The organism is Parasphingomonas frigoris (assembly GCF_036663815.1).
Classification (GTDB): Bacteria; Pseudomonadota; Alphaproteobacteria; order Sphingomonadales; family Sphingomonadaceae; genus Sphingomonas.
Genome location: NZ_JAXOJQ010000001.1, coordinates 270,234 through 294,957, shown reverse-complemented (window position 1 = coordinate 294,957; position 24,724 = coordinate 270,234). Strand labels below are relative to the sequence as shown.

The window sequence follows — 24,724 nt, the reverse complement described above, 5'->3', positions numbered from 1 at the left end:
ACCGACACTGGCTGGTCGATTGCCAACATACGGCGCGACATTCTAAGGGATGGACATGAACGCCTCGATCATCGACACCGAAATGCCCGAAACCGCAGGCCCCGCCGTCGGCGCCGGCAGCCAGACGCTGATGCGCGGGCTCGACCTGATCGAAGCGGTGAGCCACGAAGTGCTCACGCTGAGCGAACTCGCGGTCAAGCTCGACCTCACCAAGAGCACGACGCACCGCTTGCTGTCGGCGCTGGTCGATCGTGGCTACCTCGCCTTCACCCCGCGCGCCGGCTATCGCCTGGGGCCGAAACTGCTGCTGCTCGGTACGCTGGCGCAAGCGCAGGCCGATCTCGTCCAGGTCGCGCGGCCGTATCTCGAGGAGCTTTCCGCGGCGACCGAGGATACGGTCCATCTCGGCATCCTCGACGGCGACTCGGCGCTGTATCTCGACAAGGTGCCCGGACGCCGCCGCATCACCATCTCGAGCCGGATCGGCGATCGCCAGCGGCTGACGTCGACCGGCCTCGGCAAGGCGCTGATCATCGACCACACGCCCGCTTACTGGCGCGAGCGTTTCGCCGCCGACCAGGCCGACGGCGCACCGCACGTCGACCCCGCCGTGTGGTTCGAGCGCATGTCGGGCTATGCCAGCCGCGGTCGCGCGTTCGATCTCGAGGAGAATGAGGATCAGGTGCGCTGCGTCGCCGCGCCGATCCGCGATGCCGGCAAGCACATCGTCGGCGCGATCAGCGTGTCGAGCGCCGCGCAATATATGAGCGACGACCGCATGACGACGCTAACCGACGACGTCTGCGCGGTGGCGATGGCGATCAGCCGCGAACTCGGCTTCGACCCCGCCGACGCCTGACCCTTCCTTCGTACCCCCAGGAGACCAGCATGTTACTCGCAGGCAAGACGGTGCTCGTCACCGGTGCATCGGCCGGGATTGGCCGCGCAGTGGCGATCGGCTGTGCGCGGCACGGCGCCGACGTCGCGCTCAACTTCGCGCGCGATGTGGCAGGTGCCGAAAGCGCGGTCGCCGAAATCGAGGCGCTCGGCCGCAAGGGCGTGGCGATCCAGGGCGATGTCGCCGATCCCAAGACCGCGAACGACTTCGTCACCAAGGCGGTCGCCGCGCTCGGGCGGGTCGACGTGTTCGTCAACAATGCCGGCATCTGCCCGTTCCACGCCTTTCTCGACATGCCCGTCGAGACCTTCGAGCGGACGATGCAGGTCAATCTGCACGGCGCCTATTTCATGGTGCAGGCCGCCGCCAACCAGATGGTCAAGCAAGGCGATGGCGGCTCGATCATCGCGATGTCGTCGATCTCGGCGCTGGTCGGCGGCGAGTATCAGACGCACTACACGCCGACCAAGGCCGGGCTCCACTCGCTGATGCAGTCGGTCGCGATCGCGCTCGGCAAGCACAAGATCCGCTGCAACTCGCTCTTCCCCGGCACGATCCTCACCGACATCAACAAGGACGATCTCGCCGACACCAAGAAGCGCGACTATATGGAAAGCCGCATCCCGCTCGGCCGGCTCGGCCAGCCCGACGATCTCGTCGGGCCGACGGTGTTCCTTGCCTCCGACCTCGCGCAATATGTCACCGGCGCCTCGCTGCTGGTCGATGGCGGCGCGTACGTGAACCTGCAGTGAGATGAACTGGACGCGGCGCGACCTGGCCTTGGGCCTGATGGCGGCCGCGCTCCCCTTCCCGGCGCATGCCGCGCGCCTGTTCGACGTGCGCCGCTTCGGCGCGCGCGGCGACGGGCGAACGCTCGACACCGCTGCCTTCAACGCCGCGATTGTCGCGGCGGCGGGCGGCGGAACCGTGATCGTCCCGCCGGGGCGCTATCTCTGCTTCTCGATCCGACTGCAGAGCAAGGTCACGCTCCAGCTCGCCGAGGGCGCGATCATCGAAGCGGCGGATCCCGCACGGCACCCCGGCAGCTATGACCTGCCCGAGTCCGGGGTCGAGCAGCTCTACCAGGATTTCGGCCATAGCCACTGGCACAACAGCCTCATCTGGGGCGACGACGTTGCCGAGGTGGCGATCACCGGTCCCGGGCTGATCGACGGCGCTGGACTTACCAGAAACGGCCCGGGCGCACGCTGGAAGGCGCAAACCGGCGAGCGCCCGCTGTCGATGCAGGGCATGAGCCAGCGCCAGATCGACCAGTTCGAACCCGCCACCGCGGCGATGAACGGCCAGGGCAACAAGGCGATCGCGCTCAAGAACGGTCGCGACATCGTGCTGTCGGGGTTCACAATGCGCCAGTGCGGCCATTTCGCGATCCTCGCCACCGGCACGCGCAAGCTGGCGATCCGCGACCTGACGATCGACACCGATCGCGACGGCATCGACTTGGATTGCGTGCGCGACGTCGTGGTCGAGCGCTGCCGCGTCAACACCCCCAATGACGACGCGATCGTGGTCAAGAGCAGCTATGCGCTCGGCCACGCCGTCGCGGCCGAGAACATCGTCATCCGCCACTGCGCCGTCTCGGGCTTCGATCTCGGCACGCTGCTCGACGGCACGCGCCGCACCACGCAGGAACTCGCGCCCGATCGCGACCGCGTCACCGGGCGGATCAAGCTCGGGACCGAGAGCAATGGCGGCTATCGCAACGTGCGGATCGAGGATTGCAGCTTCACGCAGTGCCGCGGTCTCGCGCTCGAGACGGTCGACGGCGGGGTGATGGAGCAGATCGTCGCGCGCCGCCTGACGATGACCGACGTCACCACCGCGCCGCTGTTCCTGCGGCTCGGCGATCGACGGCGCGGGCCCGCCGGCACCGGCATCGGCGCGATCCGCGACGTCACGATCGAGGACGTCACCGCGACCGGCATCGACCACCGCTACCCGGCCGCGCTCGCGGGCCTGCCCGGCCATCCGATCGAGCATGTCACGCTGCGTAACATCGCGCTCACCTATCGCGGCGGCGGCACCGCCGAGAACGCCGCGCGCCGCCCGGAGGAACACGCCTCCGCCTACCCCGAACCGAGCATGTTTGGGACCTTGCCCGCCTGGGGCCTGTGGCTGCGCCATGCGCGCGACATCACCATCGACGGCATGCGGCTGGCCACCGCCACGCCCGACGCCCGCCCGCGTTTTCTCGCCGACGACGTCGAACGGCTGAGCGTGCACGACAGCCCACTCTGACGCGCTTTGGGTTTGACCTTCCCCGCATTCGACGGTACCAAATAATACAAATCGGTGCCATATAATGGCCGGAGAGGGAGAAGGCTGTGTCGATCCATGCGTTCAAGATGCAGCTGAAGCCCGGCGTTCTCGACGAATATCGCAAGCGCCATGACGAGATCTGGCCCGAGCTCTCCGCGCTGCTGACCGAGAGCGGCATCTACGATTATTCGATTTTCCTCGACGAGCAGACGCTGAGCCTGTTCGCCGTGCTGCGCGTCCGCGCAGACAGCAAGCGCGATGCGCTGCCCGATCATCCGGTGATGAAGCGCTGGTGGGATTACATGGCGCCGCTGATGGAAGTCGAGCCCGACAATCGCCCCAAGGAATGGGCATTGCCGCTGATCTTCCATCATGCGTAAGCGCCCCGCGCGCTCGATCGCCGCGCTCGCCATCGCGCTTGCCGCTCCTGCCGGAGCGCAAGTCGCGCGCCCGACGCAGAACCTGCAGGCCCCCGTCAAGACCTTCGGCCGCGTCAGCTACGACGCGCGCTCGCTGATGATCGACGGCCAGCGCCGCATCATCTGGTCGAGCGAGTTCCACCCGTTCCGCCTGCCCTCGCCCGATCTGTGGCGCGACGTGCTGCAGAAGATGAAGGCGAGCGGGTTCAACACCGTCGCGCTCTATTTCGACTGGGGCTATCACTCGCCCAAGCAGGGCGTGTACGATTTCAGTGGTATCCGCGACATGGATCGCGTGCTCGACATGGCGGCGGAGGAAGGGCTCTACGTCATCACCCGCGCCGGGCCGTATGTGAATGCCGAACTGTCGCGCGGCGGCTTCCCCGGCTGGCTGGTCAACCAGAAGGGGCGCGCCCGCACCGACGACCCCGCCTATCTCGCCGCGGCCGACGAATGGCTGACGCGGATCAACGCGATCGTCGCGCGGCACCAGATCAACGGCGACGGCAAGGGCCATAGTGGCACCGTCATCCTCCACCAGATCGAGAACGAGCTGGCGATGACCACGCCGGCGCAGCGCCGCTACATGGACCATCTCGCCGCCAAGGCACGCGCCGACGGCATCACCGTTCCGCTGTTCCACAACGACCAGGGCCGCAACGGCTATTGGGTGCCTGAAACGTCCAAGGTCGAAAACGTCGTCCACGGCCCCAACGATCTCTACGCGTTCGATGGTTATCCCGGCGGCACCTGCACCGTCGCGGGCAAGCCGACACGCGGGTCGGCCGCGCCCGATTGGGGCTATTACGGCCCGGGGGGCGCCAAGGGCGGCGCGTCCGCCTCGCCCGACACCCCCGCCTTCCTCGCCGAATTCGGCGGCGGCTGGTTCGATTATTGGGGGTCGAACGGCGGCTACGACTGCAACGCGATCCAGCGCGGCAAGCGCTTCCAGCGGGTTTTCTACGGCACCAACCTCGCCAACGGCATCGACATCCAGAGCTTTTACATGGGCTATGGCGGCACGAGCTGGGGCTGGCTGCCCGCGCCCGTCGTGTTCACCAGCTACGATTACGGCTCGGCGATTTCCGAGGCGCGCGAGCTGCGCGAAAAGGCGGAGGAGATGAAGCAGCTCGGCGGGATGATCGCCGCGGTGCCCGATCTCGCCGGCATGGTCCCGGCCGGCGCCGTGACGGTCTCGTCGCCCAATGTGCAGGTCTATCACGACCGCAACCCGCAGACCGACGCGCGCTTCCTGATGGTCACGCACAAGCCGTCGAACGGCCAGGGCGACGACAGCTTCACCGTCGCCGCGAACCTGCCCGACGGCGCGTACAGCTTTCCGATGCGGCTCAACGGCTTCGATGCGAAGTGGCTGCTCGCGGGGGTTACGCTCGGCGGCCAGCGGCTCGTTTACTCGACCTCCGAGCTGCAGGCGACACTGACCGCAGATGGCCGCGACCTGCTGCTGCTCTACGGTCGCGCGGGCGAAGCGAACGAGACCGTGCTGCGCTATGCATCGGCGCCGAAGGTGGAAGTGCTCGAGGGCGCCGCCACCAGCGCGTTCGATGCCGCCAAGGGCGATCTCAAGCTGACCTACACGCTCGCTGGGCGCAGCGTCGTGCGGATCACCGGTGGCGGCCGGCCGCCGCTAACGCTGCTGCTCGCCGACGAGGCCGAGGGCGTGCGCTACTGGCGCCGCGATACCGCCGCCGGCCCGGTGCTCGTCCGCGGCCCCGCGCTCGTTCGTAGCGCCGATGCGAACGGCGCCACGCTCGCGCTGAGCGGCGATACGAAGGAGGCCACGCCGCTCGAACTGTGGACGCCCGCACGGCTCACCTCGGTGCGCTGGAACGGCGTCACGGTGCCGCTCGAGACCAGCGCGATCGGCAGCCGTCGCGCGGCGCGCCCGCTCGCCGGCCCCGCCCCGGTTACCCTCCCGGTCCTCACCAACTGGCGCGTTGCTGCGGGGACGGCCGAAGCGCGCCCCGATTTCGACGACAGCGGGTGGCAGGCGATCGACCGGCGCGGTTCCGCCACCACCACCGCCAAGCCCGACGGCGAGCCGACGCTCGTGATGGACGCGTACGGCTTCCACGACGGCGATGTCTGGTATCGCGGCCGCTTCAGCGGCACGCCCGACGCCAGACAGCTGGCCTTGTTCTACGGCGGCGGCGGCGCGGGCGTGGTGCAGGTGTTCCTCGACGGGAAGCTGGTCGGCCAGGACGAGCTTCCCGGCGGCCTGCCGCGCCCGATCACCACCGCCGCGCCACGCTTCGACCTCCCCGCCGCCGCGCAGGCGCCGGGCGAGCATGTGCTGTCGATCATGGTCCGCAACAACGGGCACAATTGGGACCTCGACTCCGACGATTTCCACAAGGAAGCGCGCGGGCTCGTTTCGGCCTCGCTCGAGGCGCCGGGCGGACGCAGCTTCGCCGTGCCGATCGCGTGGAAGATCCAGGGCAAGCAAGGCGGCGAGGATCTCCCCGATCCCGCGCGCGGCGCCGCCAACAATGGCGGCCAATATGGCGAGCGGATGGGCTGGCATCTGCCCGGCTTTGACGACGCGCGCTGGACCACGGCGACGCTGCCCGCCGCCACGACGACCGCTGGCACCACCTGGTACCGCACACGCTTCACGCTCGACGTGCCCAAGGCGCAGGACACGACCGTCGCGGTCACGTTCGGCGACACCACCACGCCGCGCTCGGTCGCGCGCTATCGTGCATTGCTGTTCGTCAACGGCTGGAACATGGGCCAGTTCATCGCGCATGTCGGCCCGCAGCGCGTCTTCCCGATCCCCGAGGGCATCCTCAACCATCACGGCGCCAACACGATCGCGCTCGCCGTCACGTCGGATGGCGCGGCGGGCAATGCGCTCGAACAGGTCAAGCTCGTCACGCTGCGCAGCGTGAAGGGCGGCGTGCCGGTGCAGATGGTCGCCGCGCCCAGCCGGCCGGACCAGCTGCGGTGAGCGACGCGCTTGTCACCCGGCGGGGCTTCGGCGGCATCGCCGGTGCAGCCGCGCTCGCGGCGATGGCGCGCCCGGCCTTCGCTGCCGGGGCGGCGCGGCCGTGGCCCTATCTGATCGGCGCGGATGTCTCGTGGATCCCCGAAGACGAGGCGGTCGGTGCGACCTATTGGCAGGATGGGCGGCAACGCGACCCGCTCGCGATCCTCGCCGATGCCGGGTTCAATGCGATCAAGCTGCGCACCTTCGTCGATCCCGCCAACGGCTACAGCAAGCGCAAGCCCGGCGGGCCATGGTGCGACCTGCAGCAGACGCTGGCGTTCGGCCGCCGCATCAAGGCCGCCGGCTTCCATTTCTCGCTGACGCTGCACTATTCGGACGACTGGGCCGATCCGCAGAAGCAGACGAAACCCGCCGCCTGGGCCGACCTGCCGTTTCCCCGGTTGGTCGAGCGCGTCGGGGCCTATACCGCCGACACGATCGCCGCGCTCGTCCGCGGCGGGGCCGCGCCCGACATGGTGGTGATCGGCAACGAGACCACCTTCGGCATGCTCTGGCCCGATGGCCGCGTGCCGCTGACCATTCCGACCGGCAACCCGCAGACCGATGGCGTGCATCTCAATGCTGCCGGCGCGGGCGGCTATGACCAGTTCGCCGCGCTGCTGAAGGCGGGTATCGCCGGCGCGCGCGCTGCGGCACCGCGCGCCAAGGTGGTGCTGCACAACCATCTCGGCCGCCACTGGCCGATCACGCACTACTGGACCGACAACCTGCTCCAGCGCGGCGTCCGCCCCGATGCCATCGGCTTCTCCTGCTACCAGCAAGCGGCGCAGGGCGACTGGCAGCATACCTTCGCCGAATTCGCCAAGGCCTATCCCGATCTCGGCTTCCTCGCGTTGGAATATTCCGCGCGCAAACGCTATCTCAACGATCTCGTCCACGCCGCGCCGCACGGTTGGGGCAGCTATATCTGGGAGCCGACGCGCCACCAGGAAGCGATCTTCCGCCACGACGGCCAGCCCGCCGGCGAAGGCGCCCGCCCCGATCTGCTAAGCCAGGGCATCAACGCCGCGGAAGCCCCCGGCGCCGCGTCCGGCGTGCCGACCCAGACGCCGCCCGACGGCCATCAGGGCCGATACGACATGGATCCCCAGTTCCGCACCCTCTATCGCACCATGGCGCACGATTACGGTCTGAAGCCCGTGCGCCTTCCCACCAGGAGAAGTTAATTGGCCGCCCTTACCCACGACGTGCCGCGTGCAGACGTGACCGCCGCGATCGCCCGACTGATGGACAATCTCGTCAACATTAAGGACGAGACCGGCGAGTTCCTGCTCCATCTCGAAGACGGGCGCATCATCGACACCAAGGGCTGGGCCGGCTGGGAATGGACGCACGGCGTCGGCCTGTTCGGGATGTGGCGCTATTACGAGCAGACCGGCGACAGCACCGCGCTCGCGATCATCAAGCAATGGTTCGAGGATCGCTTCGTCGAAGGCACGCCGACCAAGAACATCAACACGATGGCGCCGTTCATCACGCTCGCCTATTTGTACGAGCTCGAGCGCGACCCGCGCTACATCCCCTATCTCGACACCTGGGCCGAGTGGCTGATGGCGCCCGACGGCCTGCCCAAGACCGAGGAAGGCGGCTTCCAGCACATCGTCTACAATGACGAGAATCCCGGCGAGATGTGGGACGACACGCTGATGATGTCGGTGCTGCCGCTCGCCAAGATCGGCCTGCTGCTCGGCCGCCCGCACTATGTCGAGGAAGCCAAGCGGCAGTTCCTCGTGCACATCAAATATCTGTTCGACAAGAAGACCGGGCTGTGGTTCCACGGCTGGGACTTCAACGGCCGGCACAATTTCGCCGAGGCGCTGTGGGCGCGCGGCAATTGCTGGGTGACGATTGCGATCCCCGAGATCATCGAGATCCTCGATTTGCCGCAGGGCGACGCGCTGCGCACCTTCCTGATCGACACGCTCGCGGCACAGGTGAAGACGCTCGCCGAGACGCAGGACCCCGCGACGGGCCTGTGGCACACGCTGATCGTCGATCCGACCAGCTATCTCGAGGCGTCGGCGACGGCTGGGTTCGCCTACGGGATCCTCAAGGGTGTGCGGAAGGGCTATCTGCCGCGGCACTATGAGGCGGTCGGCATCAAGGCGGTGCAGGGCGTGCTCGCCAATATCGACGCGGCGGGCGAGCTCAAGCAGGTGTCGTTCGGCACGGCGATGGGCGACACGCAGCAATTCTACAAGGACATCGCGCTGACCTCGATGCCCTATGGGCAGAGCCTGGCGATGATCGCGCTCGGCGAGTTCCTGCGTACCTACATCTAATGCAGCGGGCGGCGCTTCCCGGCTTCCACCGCGTAGCGTCGCGTGGGATCGCCTGGCGCCGCCCGGCCGGCGCGCTCGCGCTCCTTCTGGCGCTCGGCGGCGTGGCCCGACCGGCGGTGGCGGAGACGCCGCTGGTCGCGTTCGATGCCGGGCCGGGCGTCGTGCTGGCGGATGCGCGCGGCGTCGCGCGCGTGGTGACCGACGCGCGCGACCATGCGGTGGTGCGGATCGCCGCCGCCGACCTCACCACCGATCTCGCCCGCGTGTCGGGCACCGCCACCGGCAACGGCACGCAGATCTGGCTGGGTACGCTCGGCCGCAGCGCCGCGATCGACGGCCTCGCGCGGCGCGGCTTGCTCGACGTCCGCAAGTTGCGCGGCGCGTGGGAGAGCTTCATCATCGCCACGGTCGATCGCCCCGCGCCCGGCGTCGCCTCGGCGCTGGTGATCGTCGGCAGCGACCGTCGCGGCACCGCATTCGGCGCCTACGAACTGTCGCGCGCGATCGGCGTGTCGCCGTGGCATTGGTGGGCGGACGTCACGCCCGAGCATCACGCGCTGTTGCGCGCGCCCGCAGGCGTCGCGCGCTTCGGCCCGCCCTCGGTCAAGTATCGCGGCGTTTTCCTCAACGACGAGGATTGGGGGCTGCAACCCTGGGCGGCGCACACCTTCGAGCCCGCGGCGGGCACGATCGGCCCAAAGACCTACGCCAGGCTGTTCGAACTGATGCTGCGGCTCAAGGCCAATCTCGTCTGGCCGGCGATGCACAAGGTGACGCGCCCGTTCAACGCCGACCCCGGCAATGCTGCGCTCGCCGATCGCTATGCCATCGTGATGGGCTCGAGCCATGCCGAGCCGATGCTGCGCAACAATGTCGGCGAATGGACCGCGCCGGCGGAGCGCTTCAATTACGCTACCAACGCTGCCGGTGTCGCGCGCTACTGGCGCGAGCGGGTGGCGACCAACGTGCGCTACGAGAGCCTCTGGACGCTCGGCATGCGCGGCATCCACGACAGCGGGATGGTCGGCCCGAGCGACGATGCCGGTCGCCGGACGCTGCTCGAGCGCATCTTCGCCGACCAGCGCGCGATGTTGCCCAAGACCGCGCCGCAGGTGTTCACCCCGTATAAGGAAGTGCTCGACGTCTATCGCAGCGGGCTGAAGGTGCCGCGCGACGTCACGCTGCTGTGGCCCGACGACAATTTCGGCTATATCCGCCACCTCCCCGACGCCGCCGAGCGCGAACGGCCCGGCGGATCGGGCGTCTATTACCACCTCTCCTATCTCGGCGCGCCGCTGTCGTATCTGTGGCTGTCGACCACCCCGCCCGCGCTGATCCGCGAGGAACTGGGCCGCGCCTGGGATGCCGGTGCGCGGCAGATGTGGGTCGCCAACGTCGGCGATCTCAAGCCGGCCGAACTCGCCACCGACTATTTCCTGCGACTGGCGTGGGACGTTCCGGCGACACGCGCGCAGCCGATCGACGCGGTCGTGCGCGAGTGGGCTGCCAGGACGCTCGGCGCCGATGTCGCGGCGGACGCCACGACGATCCTCGCCGAGCATCACCGCCTCAACTTCGCGCGGCGGCCCGAGCATCTGCAATGGTGGCTGCCGGGCGAGCTGTCGCGCCCCAGCCCGCTTTCGCCGCCCGAGATCGCCACCCGGCTCGCCGCGTTCGACACGCTCGCCGCCCGCGTCCGCGCGCTCGCGCCGCGCATCCCCGCCGACCGCCGGGATGCGTTCTTCGAGCTGGTCGACTATCCGGTCACCGCCGCCGCGCTCGCCAATGTCCGGCTGTTCGATGCCGAAGCCTATGATCGCCTGCACGACAGCGATCCGGCAGCCGCGGCGCAAGCGGGCGCCCGCGCACGGGCCGCCGATGCCGAACTCACGCGCCTGACGCGCCGCTACAATGAGACGATCGCCGGGGGCAAATGGCGCGGGATGCTCGCGATGGAGCCGGCCGATGGCCAATGGCGGCGCTATCGCCTGACCCCGCCGATCCTTCCCGCCGCTGCCGTCCTCCCGGCGGTGACGGTAGCCCGACCGCAAACTCCCGCTGCCGCCACCGCACCCGTCGTGGAAGCCGAAGCCGCCGAGGGCCCGCGCACCGGCTGGCGCGTAATCGACGGGCTCGGCCGCAACGGTGCCGCGGTCGGCGCGGCACTGCCGGCGCAGCTGTCCTACACGGTCGACCTGCCGCCCGGCCGCTGGCGCCTCGTCGCCGAACTGCTGCCGAGCTACGCCACGCGGGACGGCGATCCGCTGCGCCTGACGCTCGCGCTCGACGGTGCCGCGCCCGTCACGCTCGCCGCACCGCGCGTCACCGGCGATGCCGCCTGGGCGCGCGCGGTGCTCGACAATCGGATCGAGCTCGCGTTGCCGACCGCGGTCGAGGCAGGCCGCCATCGCTTCACCGTCGGCCTCGCCGATCCCGCGCTGATCCTCGATCGCTTCCGTTTCGATCCGCTTCCCGCCAGCTTGCCGCCCGCCGGCGCAAAGGACTGACCGCCATGGCCACCGACCCTATCGCCGCCGCGCCCGCCAACCCGATCGCGCCGACGCGCCCGGTGCGCTGGTACACCCTGCTCGCCTATGGCTCGAACGACGTGCTCGGCGCAGGCTCGATGGCGGTGATCAGCACCTGGATCCTGTTCTTCTACACCACCTTCTGCGGACTGTCGGCGCTGCAGGCGACCGCGATCTTCGGCATCGCGCGCGTGCTCGATGCCTTTACCAGCCCGCTGATCGGCCACCTCTCCGACAGCCTCGGCCGCTCGTGGCTCGGGCGCAAGTTCGGGCGGCGGCGCTTCTTCATCCTCGCCGCGATCCCGCTGCTGCCGTCGTTCGCGATCATGTGGGTCGCGGGGCAAGGCTTCTGGTATTACCTCGTCACCTATGTGCTGTTCGAGATGGTCTATGCGATGGAGATCATCCCGTACGAGACGCTCGCCAGCGAAATGGCGACCGACTACAAGACCAAGGCGAAGTTCGCCGGCGCGCGCATCCTGCTCGGCCAGCTCTCGGCGATCGGCGCGGCGTTCCTGCCCAAGGCGCTGATCCAGTATCTCGGCGAGGGCTCGCCCGACACCTATCTCTACATGGGCATCATCTTCTCAGGGCTCTTCATGGGCGCGGCGGGCTTGCTCTATGCGTTCAGCTGGGAGCGGCAGCGCCCGCCCGGGCTCGATGCCGAGGAGGATGCGCGCGCCAAGCCGACGCTCGGCGCGGCGTTCAAGGCGCTCTATCGAAACCTGTTCTCGACGCTGCGGATCCGCGCCTTCCGGCTGCATCTCGGCATGTATCTCGGCGGCTATATCAGCCAGGACATCTACAACGCCGCCTTCACCTATTTCGTGATCTTCGCGCTGGCCGGGTCGGCGGCGATCGTCGCCAACCTCGTCGGCGTGACCTATATCGTCCAGTTCGTCGCGGTGATCCTGGCGATCAACTTCGCGCTGAAACTCTCCCCCGCCGCCGCCTACCGCATGGCGGCGGTCAGCTTCGGCATCGGCGTGATCCTGTTCCTCGCGATGTATGCTGCCGGCTATACCGCCACCGCGATGCTGTTCTGGGTGCCGGTGCTGTTCGCCGGGCTCGGCCGCGGCGCGCTCAACTACATCCCGTGGGCGACGTACAATTACATGGCCGATGTCGACGAGATCGTCACCGGGCGGCGTCGCGAAGGCGCGTTCGCGGGCGTGATGACCTTCGTGCGCAAGATGAGTCAGGCCGCCGCGATCATCCTCGTCGGCCAGGTGATGCAGGCATCGGGCTTCGTCTCGGGCGCCAAGACGCAGAGCGCCGGCGCGCTGGTCGGCATCGTCGGGGTGATGGGTGCGGGCACGATCGCGATGCTGCTGTTCGGCATGTTCGTGTCGACGCGCTTCCGGCTCGATCCGCGCACGCATGCGATCCTGCTCGAGGAGATCGAGCATCTGCGCAGCGGCGCACGCACGCCGTCCGATCCCGAGCATGCCACCGTGGTCGAGGATCTGTCGGGCTGGTCGTATGACCGGCTGTGGGGCAACAATCCGGTGGCGGACGCGCACAAGTGATCGCGCTGCTCGCCGCGGCCTTGCTAGCGCAGGCGGCGGTGCTGGCGCCCAAGCCGCTGTTCCGCGATCCCGTGCATGACGGGGCGGCGGACCCGTCGACGGTCTACGATCCGGCGACGCGCGAGTGGGTGATGTTCTACACCAACCGACGCGCCGATCTGCCGATGGACGATGCCAAGGACGTGCGCTGGGTCCACGGCACCGCGATCGGCATCGCCCGGTCGAAGGACGGCGCGCAGTGGCGCTACGGCGGCACCGCGGCGATCCCGGAGACGTGCACCGGCGCGACGCTGTGGGCGCCCGATGTCGAGCGGTTCGCGGGGCAATGGCACATGTGGGTGACCGTCGTCCCCGGCATCTACCGCGACTGGAACGCGCCGCGATTCCTCGTCCACCTGACCAGCCGCGACCTCACAAGCTGGCGCTGCGGCGAGCGGGTCGAGCTGGGCTCGGACCGGGTGATCGATGCGAGCGTCGTCGCGCTGCCGCGCGGCAGATACCGGCTGTTCTTCAACGACGAGTGGATGAACAAGGCGATCCGCACCGCCGACAGCCGGGATCTGGTGGATTGGACGGTCAAGGACCGGCTCACCGACACGCCCGGCGAAGGGCCCAAGGCGTTCCGCTGGCGCGGGCGCTGGTGGCTGGTGTCCGATGCGTGGAAGGGGCTGCTGGTGATGCGCTCGGCCGATGGCGAGCATTGGACGCGCCAGAGCGACTATCTGCTCGCCGCCCCCGGCACCGCCGCGACCGATCGCGCCAAGGGGCAGCATCCCGACGTGATCGTGGCGGGCGAGCGCGCCTATCTCGTCTATTTCGTCCACCAGTCGGGGGAGCCACAGGCCGCGTCTGATCGCGAGTGGCACCGCCGCAGCGTGCTGCAGATCGCGGAGCTGAAGGAGGTCGACAACATCCTCACGGTCGATCGCAACGCGCCGGCCGACGTGCGCTTGCTGCCCCGCTGAACGCGGGCGCTTAGAGAAACCCGACCTGACGCAACCAGGCCGTACACAGCTGCGGCCACACCGAGACCGGCAGACCGTGCGTATCGAGCGCGAAGCCGTGCGGGGCATCGGCGAAGATGTGGCACTCCGCCGCGCCGCCGGCTTGCTCCCAAGCGGCGTGCAGCCGCCGCGCATTCTCGACCGGGACGACCGGATCGTTGCCCGAATAGACGATGAATGCGGGCGGCGGGTTGTCCAGCAATTGCGCGTCGGGCTGCAGCCGATCGTACATCGCCTGCTTCTCGACCGGCGGCAGCGGCGGCTTGTCGACGACGATCGTGCGGCCTGCGGCATTGGTCGAGATCGGCGCATAGCCGATCACCAGCACGTCGGGGCGCGTCGTCGCATCACAGGACACGCCCCATTCTTCCGGCACCGCCGCCGCGAGGCACGCCGCGAGATGCCCGCCCGACGACAGCCCGACGACACCGAGCGCGCTATCATCCTCGCGCAGCAGCCGCATCGCCGCCAACGCATCGGCAAGCGCCGCGACCGGCCCGTTGTCCGCATCGGGGAAGCGATGGATCAAAACATGCGCGTGATAGCCGAGCGTATTGAGCCAACGCGCAACCTGAACGCCCTCGCGCCCCGCCATCAGCTGGACATACCCGCCGCCGCCCAGCACCAGCATCGCGCGCCCGTTGGGCTGCGCGGGCGCGAAACTCAGCAGCACCGGCTGCGACACCGCGGTCACCACCGCTTGCGCGGGATCGGCGAAGGCGGGATCGAACGTCACCGCATCCGCGCGCACCGACGCGCCATCGAGCGTGCGCACCTGATCGGCACCGAGCATCAGCATCCCGGATGCGCCCCGTCGAACGACGAGTGGCCAGCGACGCATGGATGCGTCGGATAGGCCTCGCCGTCGAGCTCGACCGCCTCGCGCACCACCGACAGCCGGTCGCCATCGTCGCGCATCTCGTAGAGCTTGCCGAGCGCATAATTGAACGGACGATGTAGGATCATCATCAGTCTGCCGTCGAAGGCGTGGAACAGCATACCGTGCCCGCTGTCGCGCTGCACCAGCGGGCCGAGCTGCTCCCACGGCCCGGCGATCGTGCCCGAGGTCGAGCGCGCCTGCGCCTCGACATAGCCCTTCTGGCCATAGCTCGACCACAGCATCAGCAGCGTGCCGGTCTTCGATCGATACAGTTCGGGGCCGTCGGTGACGTAGACGATATCGCCGTTCGGCTGCTTCTGGCCGACCGCCCACGGCGCGTCGTTCGCCTTGAACAAGGTCTGCGGCGGGCCGGCGGCGGCGAGGTCGTCGGTGAGCGGCACGGCTTCCATCGTGCCGACCGTCGTCTGCCACCATTCATGCGCATAGACGAGCCACGGCTTACCCTTCGGATCGACATAGAGCGAACCGTCGAGCGTCATCAGTTTGGGATCGACGATCGGCCCCCCGCCACGCACGAGCCGATACGGCCCGTCGACCGTGTCGGAAACCGCCAGCACCGTACCGCGTCGATAGGTGTCGCGCGTGCCGTTCTTGCCGAGCGGCAGATCGGGATTGTGGAAGGTCGTGAACAGATACCATTTGCCGCGCCAGCGATGCACTTCGGGCGCCCAGCTGCCCGCCTTGGCCCACAATCCGGAAGGCAGGACGAAGGCGAGCTTGGGCTCGGTCCAATGCTTCAGGTCGCGGCTGGCATAGACCATCGTACCGAGCCGCTGGTCGCCGCTCATCGCCGCCTCGTTGCGGGTGAACAGGTAATAGGTCTTGCTTGCTGCGTCGGCGACGATCCACGGATCGTGCAGATGCATCGCCGTCAACACCAGCGGCGCATCGGCCTGCGGTGCGGCGGGGGCGGCCCCTGCCAGTCCGAGCAGCGCGGCGGCGGCGAGCAGCCACCTCACGGCGCGACGGCGATGCTGTTGCCATAGCCGATCACCACGGTGGCGATCAGCAACAGGCCGACCCCGCTCCACACGGTCGCCTTGATCCGCGCGCCGGCTTCCTTCCACTCGCGGAAGGCGAAACCCCACAGCGTGCCGAAGATGATGATGCTCGCCATGTGCAGCGTCCAGCTGGAGAAGCCCAGCCGGCCCATCTGGCTCTCGCCCATCGTGTAGAAGAAGAACTGGAAGTACCACGTCACCCCCGCCAGCGCGCTGAGCAGATAGTTGCGCAGCAAGGGCGGCCGGCCGACATCGGCCTTGGTGACGCCGCGCCATTCGGGGGCGCTGCGGTTCTTGGTGATCAGGAACGCGCACCACGCTCCGTTGGTGATCAGCCCGCCGAACATCACCAGGCACAGTACCGGCAGCCCGGTCCATAGCGGCCCCGTCCCCGCCGCAGCCGACAGCGCCTTGATCGGCTCGCCCGCGGCGAGGCCGAAGGCGAAGCAGGCCGACATGATGCCCGCGAAGATCGCGACGAGGATACCCTTCTTGAAGTCGAACTCGGCGACCACCGCCGCCTTCTGCGCGGGCGTCAACAGCGCATCCTTCTTCGCGCCCGCGATCGCGACGACGATGATGCCGAGCAGCGTCAGCGCTATGCCGAGCAGAACGATCCGCCCCGAGGCGTTGGCGAGCAGCTTCGCGTGGAATTCGCCCGCGAACAAAGGCGGGATCAGCGTGCCGAACACAGTACACAGCCCCAGCACCACCGCCATGCCGAGCGACAGCCCGAGATAGCGCATCACCAGCCCGTAGCCGAGCCCGCCGAACCCCCACAGCACGCCGAAGACAATCGGCCACCAAAATGCTGTCGGCGTGGCGCCGTGCAGCACGCCGAGCAGGTCGTTGGTCTGGAGGCTGGCGAAGAACCACGGCGCGAACAGCCACGAGAAGACGCCGCCGGTCAGCCAGTAAATCTCCCACGACCAGCGCTTCACCCCGCGATACGGCACGTAGAAGCTCGCCGAAGCGAGGCCGCCAAGCCAATGGTAGAGGACGCCGAGCAACGGGTTCATAGATGTAATCCCAGGCGATAGAGGCGGTTGGCGTTGCGCGCGAACAGGTCGCGTTGCTCGTCGTCGCTGAAGTCGGCGGCGATCGCGTGGAATGCCGTCATCGTGCGGTCGATCGGCGCGAAGAGCGTGTCGGTCGGAGTATCGCTGGCGAACAGGCAGCGGTCGGTGCCGAACAGGTCGATCGCCGTGAGCAGGAACGGCCGCACGCTTTCCAGTGTCCAGTCGCGATCGATGAAGCCGAGCCCCGACAGCTTGATCGCGACATGCGGCAGCGCGGCGAGCGTCTCGAGCCCGGCGCGCCACTGCGCGATCCCGTCGCGATCGCTGATCACCGGCATGCCGAGATGGTTTAGGATCACCGGCACGTCGGGATCCCGGGCGATCAGCGGCGCGAGCACGGCCATCTGCCCGGGATAGCATTGCAGGTCGAACGACAGGCCGTATTTCGCGAGCAGCCCGAAGCCCGCCCGCCACTGCTCGTCCTGCGTCACATCGCGCGGGGTGTAGCTGCGCAGCGGATCGGCGTGCCAGTTGACGATGTGGCGGATGCCACGAACGCGCGGATGCGCCGCCTGCTGCGCGAGCAAGGCTTCGACCTCGGGATCGTCGAGCCGCGCGAACGCCACGATCGCGCTCGGCAAGCCGCCGGCATCGGCGACGCCTTCGAGCCATTCGGTCTCGTCGAGCGCCTCCGCCGCGTCCGCCCCGGCATCGATATGCACCGCGCCGACGACGTTCCAGCGTGCCATGTCGGCGCGATAGTCGGCGAGCGTGTAGTCCGTCGCGATCGCTTCGACCGAGCCGTTGGGCCCGTCCTCCGCAAACGGCGGCGTCAGCCACGGATAGCGGAGCCGGCCGAGCTCCCACAGATGGATGTGCGCATCGACGAACGGGATGGTCACGAAGCCTCTCCAGATGGGGAAAGGCCGCGCCGTCGTCTATCGGACGGTCGCGGCCATGGGGCGATCAGAAGGTGGTGCGACCGCCCGACGTGTCGAAGGTCGCCGCGGTCGTGAAGCTGCACTCTTCCGACGCCGCGAAGCACACCATCGCGGTCGATTCATGGATTTCGCCCAGGCGCCCCATCGGGATCTTCGAGCGCATATACTCGACCTGGCTCGGCGGCAGCTGCGCGAGGATCGGGCTCTCGAAGGTCGCCGGGGTGATCGCATTGGCGATCACGCCCTTGCCGGCCAATTCCTTGCCGAGGCTCTTGGTCAGGCCGATCACCGCGGCCTTGGTCGCCGAATACGCGCTGGCGTTGGGATTGCCTTCCTTGCCCGCAACCGAGGAGACGTTGACGATCCGGCCATAGCCGTTCTCGAGCAGATACGGCACGACCGCGCGATTGCAGTAGAACAGCCCGTTGAGGTTGACGTTGACCACTTGCAGCCAGCTCTCGATCGGGAATTCGTGCAGCGGCACGGTCGCCCCGGTGATCCCGGCCGAGCAGACCAGCACGTCGATCTTGCCGAGCACCTCAGCGCTTTCCTTGGCAGCAGCGGCGACGGCATCGGCATCCGACACGTCGAGCGCGACAACATGCGTCGCGCCGATCTCGTCCCTGGTCGCGGCGAGCGCCTCGGCGTTGCGATCCCACAGCACGGCCTTGCCGCCCTCGGCGATGATCCGCCGGGCGACATCCTTGCCGAGCCCCGAAGCGCCGCCGGTGATGACCGCGCAGCGCCCCGCAAAGCGTCCTTCGTAGACGCTCATGCGAGTTTGCCTTCGCCGAGATGGCGCCACTCGACGATCTTCTGCGTCTGCGTGCCGAGCTTGGCGATCGACAACTCCATCACGTCGCCGGCCTTCAAGAAGATCTTGTCGGGCTTCTTGCCCTCGCCCACGCCCGGCGGCGTGCCGGTGATGACCAGGTCGCCCGGCATCAGCGTGACATATTCGCTGGCATAGGAGATCAGCTCGGCGAGATCGAAGATCATCGTCTTGGTGTTGCCGGTCTGCATGCGCACGCCGTTCACGTCGAGCGTCATGTCGAGATCCTGCGCGTTGCCGACTTCATCGGGCGTCACCAGCCACGGGCCGGTTGGGCAGAAGGTGTCGTGGCCCTTGCCCTTCGACCACTGGCTGCCGCGCTCCTTCTGGTTGAAACGCTCGGACACGTCGTTGACGAGTGTGAAGCCCGCAATCGCGTCGAGCGCGTCTTCCTTCGCGACGTAACGGCAGGTCTTGCCGATGATCACGCCGAGCTCGACTTCCCAGTCGCTGTGCGTCGAGCCCTTGGGCAGCACGACGTCGTCGTTCGGGCCGCTGAGGCTTGACAGCGCCTTGGCGAACATCACCGGCTCGGTCGGGATCGGCAGGCCGGATTCGATCGCATGGTCGCGATAGTTGAGGCCGATCGCGACGATCTTGCTGATCCCGCTGATCGGCACGCCGTAGCGCGGCGTTCCCTCGACCACCGGCAAGGACGCGACATCGGCGGCGAGCGCCTGCGGCAGCGTTGCGATGGTCAGGTCGGCGATCACGCCCGACAGGTCGCGGAGGATGCCATCGGCGTCGACGATACCGGGCTTTTCTTGGCCGGGCTGGCCATAGCGGCAGAGCTTCATGAGACGGTCTTTCGTTATCAGTGCGTGTAGGGACGGTGCATCGCGATATCGCGATTGAGCTCGACGCCGAAGCCCGGCGCATCGAGCGCGCTGGCCTTGAGCCGGCCATTTTCGGGCACCGGCTCGCCGATCAGCTGCGGGTGGAACATCGGCACCACTTCGGTCGGCCCCGGATGCATCATCAGGAACTCGGCGAAGGGCGAATTGTGGCGCGTGATCACGAAGTGATAGCTGTAGACCGACGATCCGTGCGGCACGACCATCTTGCCCGCGGCATCGGCGAGCGCCGAGATCTTGAGCAATTCGGTCACACCGCCGCACCAGCCGACGTCGGGCTGGATGATGTCGCAGCATTCCATCTCGAGCAGCATGCGGAAGCCCCAGCGGGTCGCCTCATGCTCGCCGGTGGTGACCAGCATGCCCTTGGGGACGTTGCGCTTGAGCTGCTGATAGCCCCAATAATCGTCGGGGCTGATCGCCTCCTCGATCCATTTGAGGCCATGCTCGTGTGCCGCGATCGCGAGCCGCGTGGCGTAATCGAGGTCGAGCGCCATCCAGCAATCCCACATCAGCCAGAAGTCCGGCCCGACGCGCTCGCGCATCTCGGCCAGCTCGGCGATGTTCTTGTGGAAGCCTTCGAGCCCCTCGGCAGGCCCATGGTGCAACGGCATCTTGCCGCCGATGAAGCCGAGCTCCTTGGCGATGTCAGGGCGTGCGCCGGTCGCATAGAATTGCAGCTCGTCGCGCACCGCGCCGCCGAGCAAGTGATAGACCGGCTCCTGCCGCAGCTTGCCGAGCAGATCCCACAACGCGAGATCGACGCCCGAGATGGCATTCACCACCAGACCCTTGCGGCCGTAATATTGCGTCGAGAAGTACATCTGGTCCCAGATCTTCTCGTATTCGGTCGGACTCCGGCCCTCGAGGAAGCGCGCGAGATGCTTCTCGACGATGAACGCCGCCGGCTCGCCGCCGGTGGTGACCGCGAAACCGATAGTGCCGTCCTCGGCCTCGATCTCGACCACCAGCGTGCCGAGCACGTTGATCCCGAAGCTCTGCCGGCTCTGGCGATATTCGGGATAGCGGCTCATCGGCGTGGCGATATGGTCGTCGATCCAGTGGCCTGCGCCCTGGTCGTGATAGTCAGCCCCGCCGCCGCGCACGGTGAATGCGCGGACATGCTTGATCTTGGGCAACTGGACGATCGCCACGTGTCACTGCTCCTCATCATCGCTTCACGGATGCGAAGCGGTCCTCCACTAAGCAGACGTTCCGGGGCACCGCGCCGAAGCTGGCAGCCTCTCCCGGGCCGTTTGCATGGTCTCACTTTATGAGATAGGTCGTTAGTTGATGGAAAGAGCCGCGTCAAATACAGACTCGGGCGAACGAGAGGATGCTGCGGTGCGCGACAGTCTATGGGATCGTCGGACGGTGCTTGCGGGCGCTGGCGCGCTGTCTTTCGCGAGCGCGGTTCACGCTCCGGCACAGGCCGCCGATGTCGGGGCGGGCGCGTTCCGCACGATGCCGCTCTGGCCTGGCAAGCCGCCCGGCGGCGCGCGCGTCACCGCTACCGAGAAGCGGACCGAGCGCCAGCCGGCAACGGCCGACGGCAATTACATCGTCGAGCATGTCCGCCAGCCGACGCTGACGATGCTCAAGCCCACCAAATCCAACGGCGCTTCTGTTCTGCTGATCCCCGGCGGTGGCTATCGCTTCGTATCGATGGGCAATGAAGGCTTTCCCGTCGCGCGGCGTTTTGCCGAGGCGGGGTACACCTGCTTCATCCTGCTCTACCGCCTGCCCGCCGATGGCTGGTCCGCCGGTGCCGACGTACCGTTGCAGGATGCGCAGCGCGCCGTCCGCACGATCCGCAGCCTTGCTCCGAGCGAGGGCTTCGATCCGCAGCGGATCGCCGTGGTCGGCTTCTCGGCCGGCGGGCATCTCGCCGCCTGGCTCGCGACGCGCGACGTTCGCGAGATCGCCGCGCCGGTCGATGCGATCGACCGGCTGCCGGCAAGCGTCACCGCCGCCGCCTTCGTCTATCCGGTGATCACGCTGCGCGATCCGGTCGCGCATAAGGGCTCGCGCGAGCAGTTGCTCGGCGCCGATGCAACTCCCGCGCGGATCGCGGCCTATTCGCTCGAGGAGAACGTCATGGCGACGCCGCCGCCAGCGGTGCTGGTCCACGCGCTCGACGATCCCGCCGTGCCCTATCAGAACAGCCTGCTGATGGCCGAGGCGCTGCGCGCCCGCAAAGGCGCGGTGGAAGTGCATTTGCTTGAGTCAGGCGGCCACGGCTTCGGCCTCGGCACGACCAAGGCCGCCGTGGCGAACTGGCCCGAGCTGGTCACAGGCTTCCTCGGGCGGCACGGCGTATGACCACCACGCCGCGCGTCGCCTTGTTCGTCACCTGCCTGGTCGACCTGATCCGCCCGCGCATCGGCTTCGCGTCGATCGCCGCGCTCGAGGCGGCGGGCTGCGAGGTCGTCGTGCCCGAGGCGCAAACCTGCTGCGGCCAGCCCGCGCTCAATTCCGGCGATCGCAAGACCGCCGAGGACTTCGCGCGCCGCAACATCGCGCTGCTCGAGGGCTACGACCAGGTCGTCGTCCCGTCAGGGTCGTGCGCGGCGACGATCCGCGTCCACTATCCCGAGATCCTCGAGCATGACGCGGCGTGGTTCCCGCGCGCGCAGGCACTGGCGGCCAAGACGTTCGAGATCCTCGCCTATCTCGACGAAGTCCGTGGCTGGAAGCCCACGGGCGTCGCGCTGCCGACCACCGCGACCTATCACGACAGCTGCTCGGGCCTGCGCGAGCTCGGCATCAAGCGCCAGCCGCGCCGCCTGCTCGCCGCGATCGACGGGCTCGAGCTCAGGCCGCTGGCAGGCGCCGAGACCTGCTGCGGCTTCGGCGGCACCTTCTGCGTCAAATATCCGGCGATCTCGAACGCGATCGTCGGCGAAAAGACGGCGGCGATCGATGCCGCCGGCGCCGACCTGCTGCTCGCGGGCGATCTCGGTTGCCTGATGAACATGGCGGGCAAGCTCCACCGCGACGGCTCGCCGGTCCGCGCGTTTCACGCCGTCGAGCTGCTCGCGGGCATGGGTGACGGCCCGGCGATCGGCGAAGAGGCATGAGCGGCGGGTTCGCTACGCGCGTCGACGCCGCGCTCGCCGATCCGATCCTCAAGCTCGCGGTCGAGCGCACCGCCGGCACCGCCGAGGCCAAGCGCACGCTCGCGATCGACGCGTTCGCCGATTTCGAGGCGGCGCGCGATCGCGCGGCGGCGATCAAGGATCATGTCATCGCCAATCTCGGCGGCTACCTCGAGCGCTTCGAGGCGAACGCCGTGGCGGCAGGCGCCGTCGTCCACTGGGCGCGCACCTCGCAGGAGGCGTGCGACATCGTCATCGGGCTGTGCAAGGCCGCCGGCGCCAAGAGCGTCGCGCGCTCGAAATCGATGCTCGGCGAGGAGATCGGCCTGCCGCACGCACTGGCCGAAGCGGGCATCACCCGCGTCGAAACCGATCTTGCCGAACATATCATCCAATTGTCGGGCGAGCGCCCGTCGCACATCATCTGGCCCGCGATGCACAAGACGCGCGAGCAGGTCTCGGTGCTGTTCAAGGCCAACCACCGCGACCCGCACACCGAAGAGACGATCGCGGCGATGGCGGAGAGCGCCAGGCGCCATCTGCGCGAGGGCATGCTCGCGGCCGATGTCGGCATTTGCGGCGCGAACTTCCTCATCGCCGACACCGGCGCAGTCTGCACCGTCACCAACGAGGGCAATGCCGAACTGTCGCTGGTGCCGCCGCGGATGCAGATCGTCACCGCCGGGATCGAGAAGATCGTGCCGTCGATGGGCCATGCCGTCCACATGCTGCGGATGCTGGCGCGCTCGGCAACCGGCGCGCCGCTGACGCAATATACGACCTTCTACACCGGCCCCAAGCGCCCCGGCGACCGCGATGGGCCCGAGGAAATGCACATCGTGCTGGTCGACAACGGCCGTACCGCGATGCGCAAGGACGGGCTTGCCGAGATGCTGCGCTGCATCCGCTGCGGCGCGTGCATGAACCATTGCGTGGTGTTCCGGCAGATCGGCGGCCACGCTTATGGCGGCACCTATCCCGGCCCGATGGGCGCGGTGCTGACCCCGGCGATCGACGGCCTTGCGGCGAACCGCGACTTGCCCAATGCCTGCACGCTCAACGGCAAGTGCCAGGAGGTGTGCCCGGTGCGCATCCCGCTCCCCACGCTGCTGCGCGGCTGGCGCGAGAAGAGCTGGCGCGAGGGGCTCGAACCCAAAGCGACCCGCGCCGGGATCGGGCTGTGGGCGTGGGTGGCACGCCGCCCGCGGCTGTACCGCACGGCGACCGCGACCGCGCTCACCGCATTGCGGCTGCTGGGACGGACCGGCTGGCTGAGCAACGTGCCGCTCGCCGGTGGCTGGACGCGGCATCGCGACTTGCCCAAGCCGGCGGCGGAGAGCTTCATGGCGCAATATAAGAAAGGGCAGCGCCAGTGACCGCGCGCGACGCAATCCTGTCGCGGCTTGGCGGCACCATGACGCCCTCGCAAATCGAGGATGAAGCCGCCGCTTTGCTGATCGCGCCCGAACGGCCGCCCGTCGCTATGGCGGCACTTGAAGAAACCTTCGAGGAGCGGCTCGCGTTGCCGAGCGTCGCCGCAAGCTATGACCGCATCGCGGACTGGAGCGAAGTGCCCGACGCCGTGCGGCGCTATTGCGCAGCGAACGGCTTGCCGGCGGTGCTGTGCCTTCCGCCCGACCCGCACCTCACCGCGCTCGACTGGCACGGCGTGACGCTCCACGCCGCCGCCGCCCCCGATGAAGACGCGGCGTTGGCGATCGCGCGGTGCGGCGTCGCCGAAACGGGGTCGCTGGTGTTCGAGACCAGCGCCGAAGCACCGATGCTGCCGAACTTCCTCGCGCTGCATCATCTCGTCATCGTCCCCACGCTGGTCGCGCATCTCGAGGATGCGATCCTGCCGGGCGCACAGCCGCGCGCGCATTACTGGGTCACCGGCGTGTCCGGCACCACCGACATCGAGGGGACCTATGTCCGCGGCGCACATGGCCCGCGCTTCCTCCATGTTATCCGACTGGTGACCCCGCTAACGTCCTGAAGCGACAGGGCGAACGCTTGCAAAGATATTTGCGAGAGTGTGGCGTACGCGATAAAGTATTTCACATTCCGCACATTTATCCTTCCATATGGCACCCTGTTAGCCGTATAT

The 24,724-nt window shown here is 68.1% G+C and carries 21 protein-coding genes; 14 read left to right on the top strand and 7 right to left on the bottom strand.

Annotated elements, in window-relative coordinates; translation table 11 throughout:
- Positions 1-55: 55 nt before the first annotated feature.
- From U1872_RS01350 to U1872_RS01305, 10 genes are all read left to right on the top strand, one after another.
- Positions 56-859: an IclR family transcriptional regulator gene (locus U1872_RS01350; RefSeq protein ID WP_332791081.1), complete on the top strand. Its 804-nt coding sequence runs from the start codon at positions 56-58 to the stop codon at positions 857-859.
- Between the two features lie 29 nt (positions 860-888).
- Positions 889-1,650 carry an L-rhamnose 1-dehydrogenase Lra1 gene (gene lra1 / locus U1872_RS01345; RefSeq protein ID WP_332791080.1) on the top strand — a complete coding sequence of 254 codons (762 nt, stop codon included), beginning with the start codon at positions 889-891 and terminating at the stop codon, positions 1,648-1,650.
- A 1-nt stretch (position 1,651) separates the two neighbouring features.
- On the top strand, positions 1,652-3,157 hold the full coding sequence (locus tag U1872_RS01340) for a rhamnogalacturonidase (protein ID WP_332791079.1): 1,506 nt from the start codon (positions 1,652-1,654) through the stop codon (positions 3,155-3,157).
- Positions 3,158-3,243: 86 nt separating this feature from the next.
- Complete coding sequence (locus tag U1872_RS01335; RefSeq protein ID WP_332791078.1) at positions 3,244-3,558, top strand: L-rhamnose mutarotase; 315 nt, start codon at positions 3,244-3,246, stop codon at positions 3,556-3,558.
- The gene (locus U1872_RS01330; RefSeq protein ID WP_332791077.1) at positions 3,551-6,568 is read left to right on the top strand and encodes a glycoside hydrolase family 35 protein; all 3,018 of its coding nucleotides are present in this window, start codon (positions 3,551-3,553) and stop codon (positions 6,566-6,568) included. The genes U1872_RS01335 and U1872_RS01330 overlap by 8 nt, the downstream gene beginning before the upstream one ends.
- Positions 6,565-7,794: a glycosyl hydrolase 53 family protein gene (locus tag U1872_RS01325; protein WP_332791076.1), complete on the top strand. Its 1,230-nt coding sequence runs from the start codon at positions 6,565-6,567 to the stop codon at positions 7,792-7,794. Before U1872_RS01330 ends, U1872_RS01325 begins: the two co-directional genes overlap by 4 nt.
- Positions 7,795-8,910, top strand: coding sequence for a beta-galactosidase BglB (bglB, locus tag U1872_RS01320; RefSeq protein WP_332791075.1), 1,116 nt, complete (start codon positions 7,795-7,797; stop codon positions 8,908-8,910).
- Positions 8,910-11,417, top strand: coding sequence for a glycosyl hydrolase 115 family protein (locus U1872_RS01315; protein WP_332791074.1), 2,508 nt, complete (start codon positions 8,910-8,912; stop codon positions 11,415-11,417). The genes bglB and U1872_RS01315 overlap by 1 nt, the downstream gene beginning before the upstream one ends.
- A gap of 5 nt (positions 11,418-11,422) precedes the next feature.
- On the top strand, positions 11,423-12,967 hold the full coding sequence (locus U1872_RS01310) for an MFS transporter (protein ID WP_332791073.1): 1,545 nt from the start codon (positions 11,423-11,425) through the stop codon (positions 12,965-12,967).
- Positions 12,964-13,932: a glycoside hydrolase family protein gene (locus U1872_RS01305; protein WP_332791072.1), complete on the top strand. Its 969-nt coding sequence runs from the start codon at positions 12,964-12,966 to the stop codon at positions 13,930-13,932. Before U1872_RS01310 ends, U1872_RS01305 begins: the two co-directional genes overlap by 4 nt.
- A 10-nt stretch (positions 13,933-13,942) precedes the next feature.
- Here U1872_RS01305 and U1872_RS01300 read toward each other — a convergent pair whose 3' ends face one another.
- The 7 genes from U1872_RS01300 to rhmD all read right to left on the bottom strand — a co-directional run bounded on the left by U1872_RS01300 (position 13,943) and on the right by rhmD (position 20,673).
- Positions 13,943-14,770, bottom strand: a complete 828-nt coding sequence (locus U1872_RS01300) for an alpha/beta hydrolase (protein ID WP_332791071.1) — start codon at positions 14,768-14,770, stop codon at positions 13,943-13,945.
- Positions 14,764-15,831: a glycoside hydrolase family 43 protein gene (locus tag U1872_RS01295; protein WP_332791070.1), complete on the bottom strand. Its 1,068-nt coding sequence runs from the start codon at positions 15,829-15,831 to the stop codon at positions 14,764-14,766. Before U1872_RS01295 ends, U1872_RS01300 begins: the two co-directional genes overlap by 7 nt.
- Positions 15,828-16,892, bottom strand: a complete 1,065-nt coding sequence (gene rhaT, locus U1872_RS01290) for an L-rhamnose/proton symporter RhaT (protein ID WP_332791069.1) — start codon at positions 16,890-16,892, stop codon at positions 15,828-15,830. The genes U1872_RS01295 and rhaT overlap by 4 nt, the downstream gene beginning before the upstream one ends.
- Positions 16,889-17,794: an amidohydrolase family protein gene (locus U1872_RS01285; RefSeq protein WP_332791068.1), complete on the bottom strand. Its 906-nt coding sequence runs from the start codon at positions 17,792-17,794 to the stop codon at positions 16,889-16,891. The genes rhaT and U1872_RS01285 overlap by 4 nt, the downstream gene beginning before the upstream one ends.
- A 64-nt stretch (positions 17,795-17,858) precedes the next feature.
- Positions 17,859-18,608 carry an SDR family NAD(P)-dependent oxidoreductase gene (locus U1872_RS01280; RefSeq protein ID WP_332791067.1) on the bottom strand — a complete coding sequence of 250 codons (750 nt, stop codon included), beginning with the start codon at positions 18,606-18,608 and terminating at the stop codon, positions 17,859-17,861.
- Entirely contained in the window at positions 18,605-19,462 is an 858-nt protein-coding gene (locus U1872_RS01275) for a 2,4-didehydro-3-deoxy-L-rhamnonate hydrolase (RefSeq protein ID WP_332791066.1), read from the bottom strand. The genes U1872_RS01280 and U1872_RS01275 overlap by 4 nt, the downstream gene beginning before the upstream one ends.
- 17 nt (positions 19,463-19,479) lie before the next feature.
- A complete protein-coding gene (rhmD, locus tag U1872_RS01270) occupies positions 19,480-20,673 on the bottom strand; it encodes an L-rhamnonate dehydratase (RefSeq protein ID WP_332791065.1) in 1,194 nt (397 codons plus the stop codon).
- 190 nt (positions 20,674-20,863) lie between these two features.
- Here rhmD and U1872_RS01265 point away from each other — a divergent pair, with 190 nt between their 5' ends.
- The 4 genes from U1872_RS01265 to U1872_RS01250 are packed head-to-tail and all read left to right on the top strand — an operon-like array spanning position 20,864 to position 24,613.
- Entirely contained in the window at positions 20,864-21,841 is a 978-nt protein-coding gene (locus U1872_RS01265; RefSeq protein ID WP_332791064.1) for an alpha/beta hydrolase, read from the top strand.
- The gene (locus tag U1872_RS01260; RefSeq protein WP_332791063.1) at positions 21,838-22,599 is read left to right on the top strand and encodes a (Fe-S)-binding protein; all 762 of its coding nucleotides are present in this window, start codon (positions 21,838-21,840) and stop codon (positions 22,597-22,599) included. The genes U1872_RS01265 and U1872_RS01260 overlap by 4 nt, the downstream gene beginning before the upstream one ends.
- The gene (locus U1872_RS01255) at positions 22,596-23,993 is read left to right on the top strand and encodes a lactate utilization protein B (RefSeq protein ID WP_332791062.1); all 1,398 of its coding nucleotides are present in this window, start codon (positions 22,596-22,598) and stop codon (positions 23,991-23,993) included. The genes U1872_RS01260 and U1872_RS01255 overlap by 4 nt, the downstream gene beginning before the upstream one ends.
- Positions 23,990-24,613 carry a LutC/YkgG family protein gene (locus U1872_RS01250; RefSeq protein ID WP_332791061.1) on the top strand — a complete coding sequence of 208 codons (624 nt, stop codon included), beginning with the start codon at positions 23,990-23,992 and terminating at the stop codon, positions 24,611-24,613. The genes U1872_RS01255 and U1872_RS01250 overlap by 4 nt, the downstream gene beginning before the upstream one ends.
- Positions 24,614-24,724 lie beyond the last annotated feature (111 nt).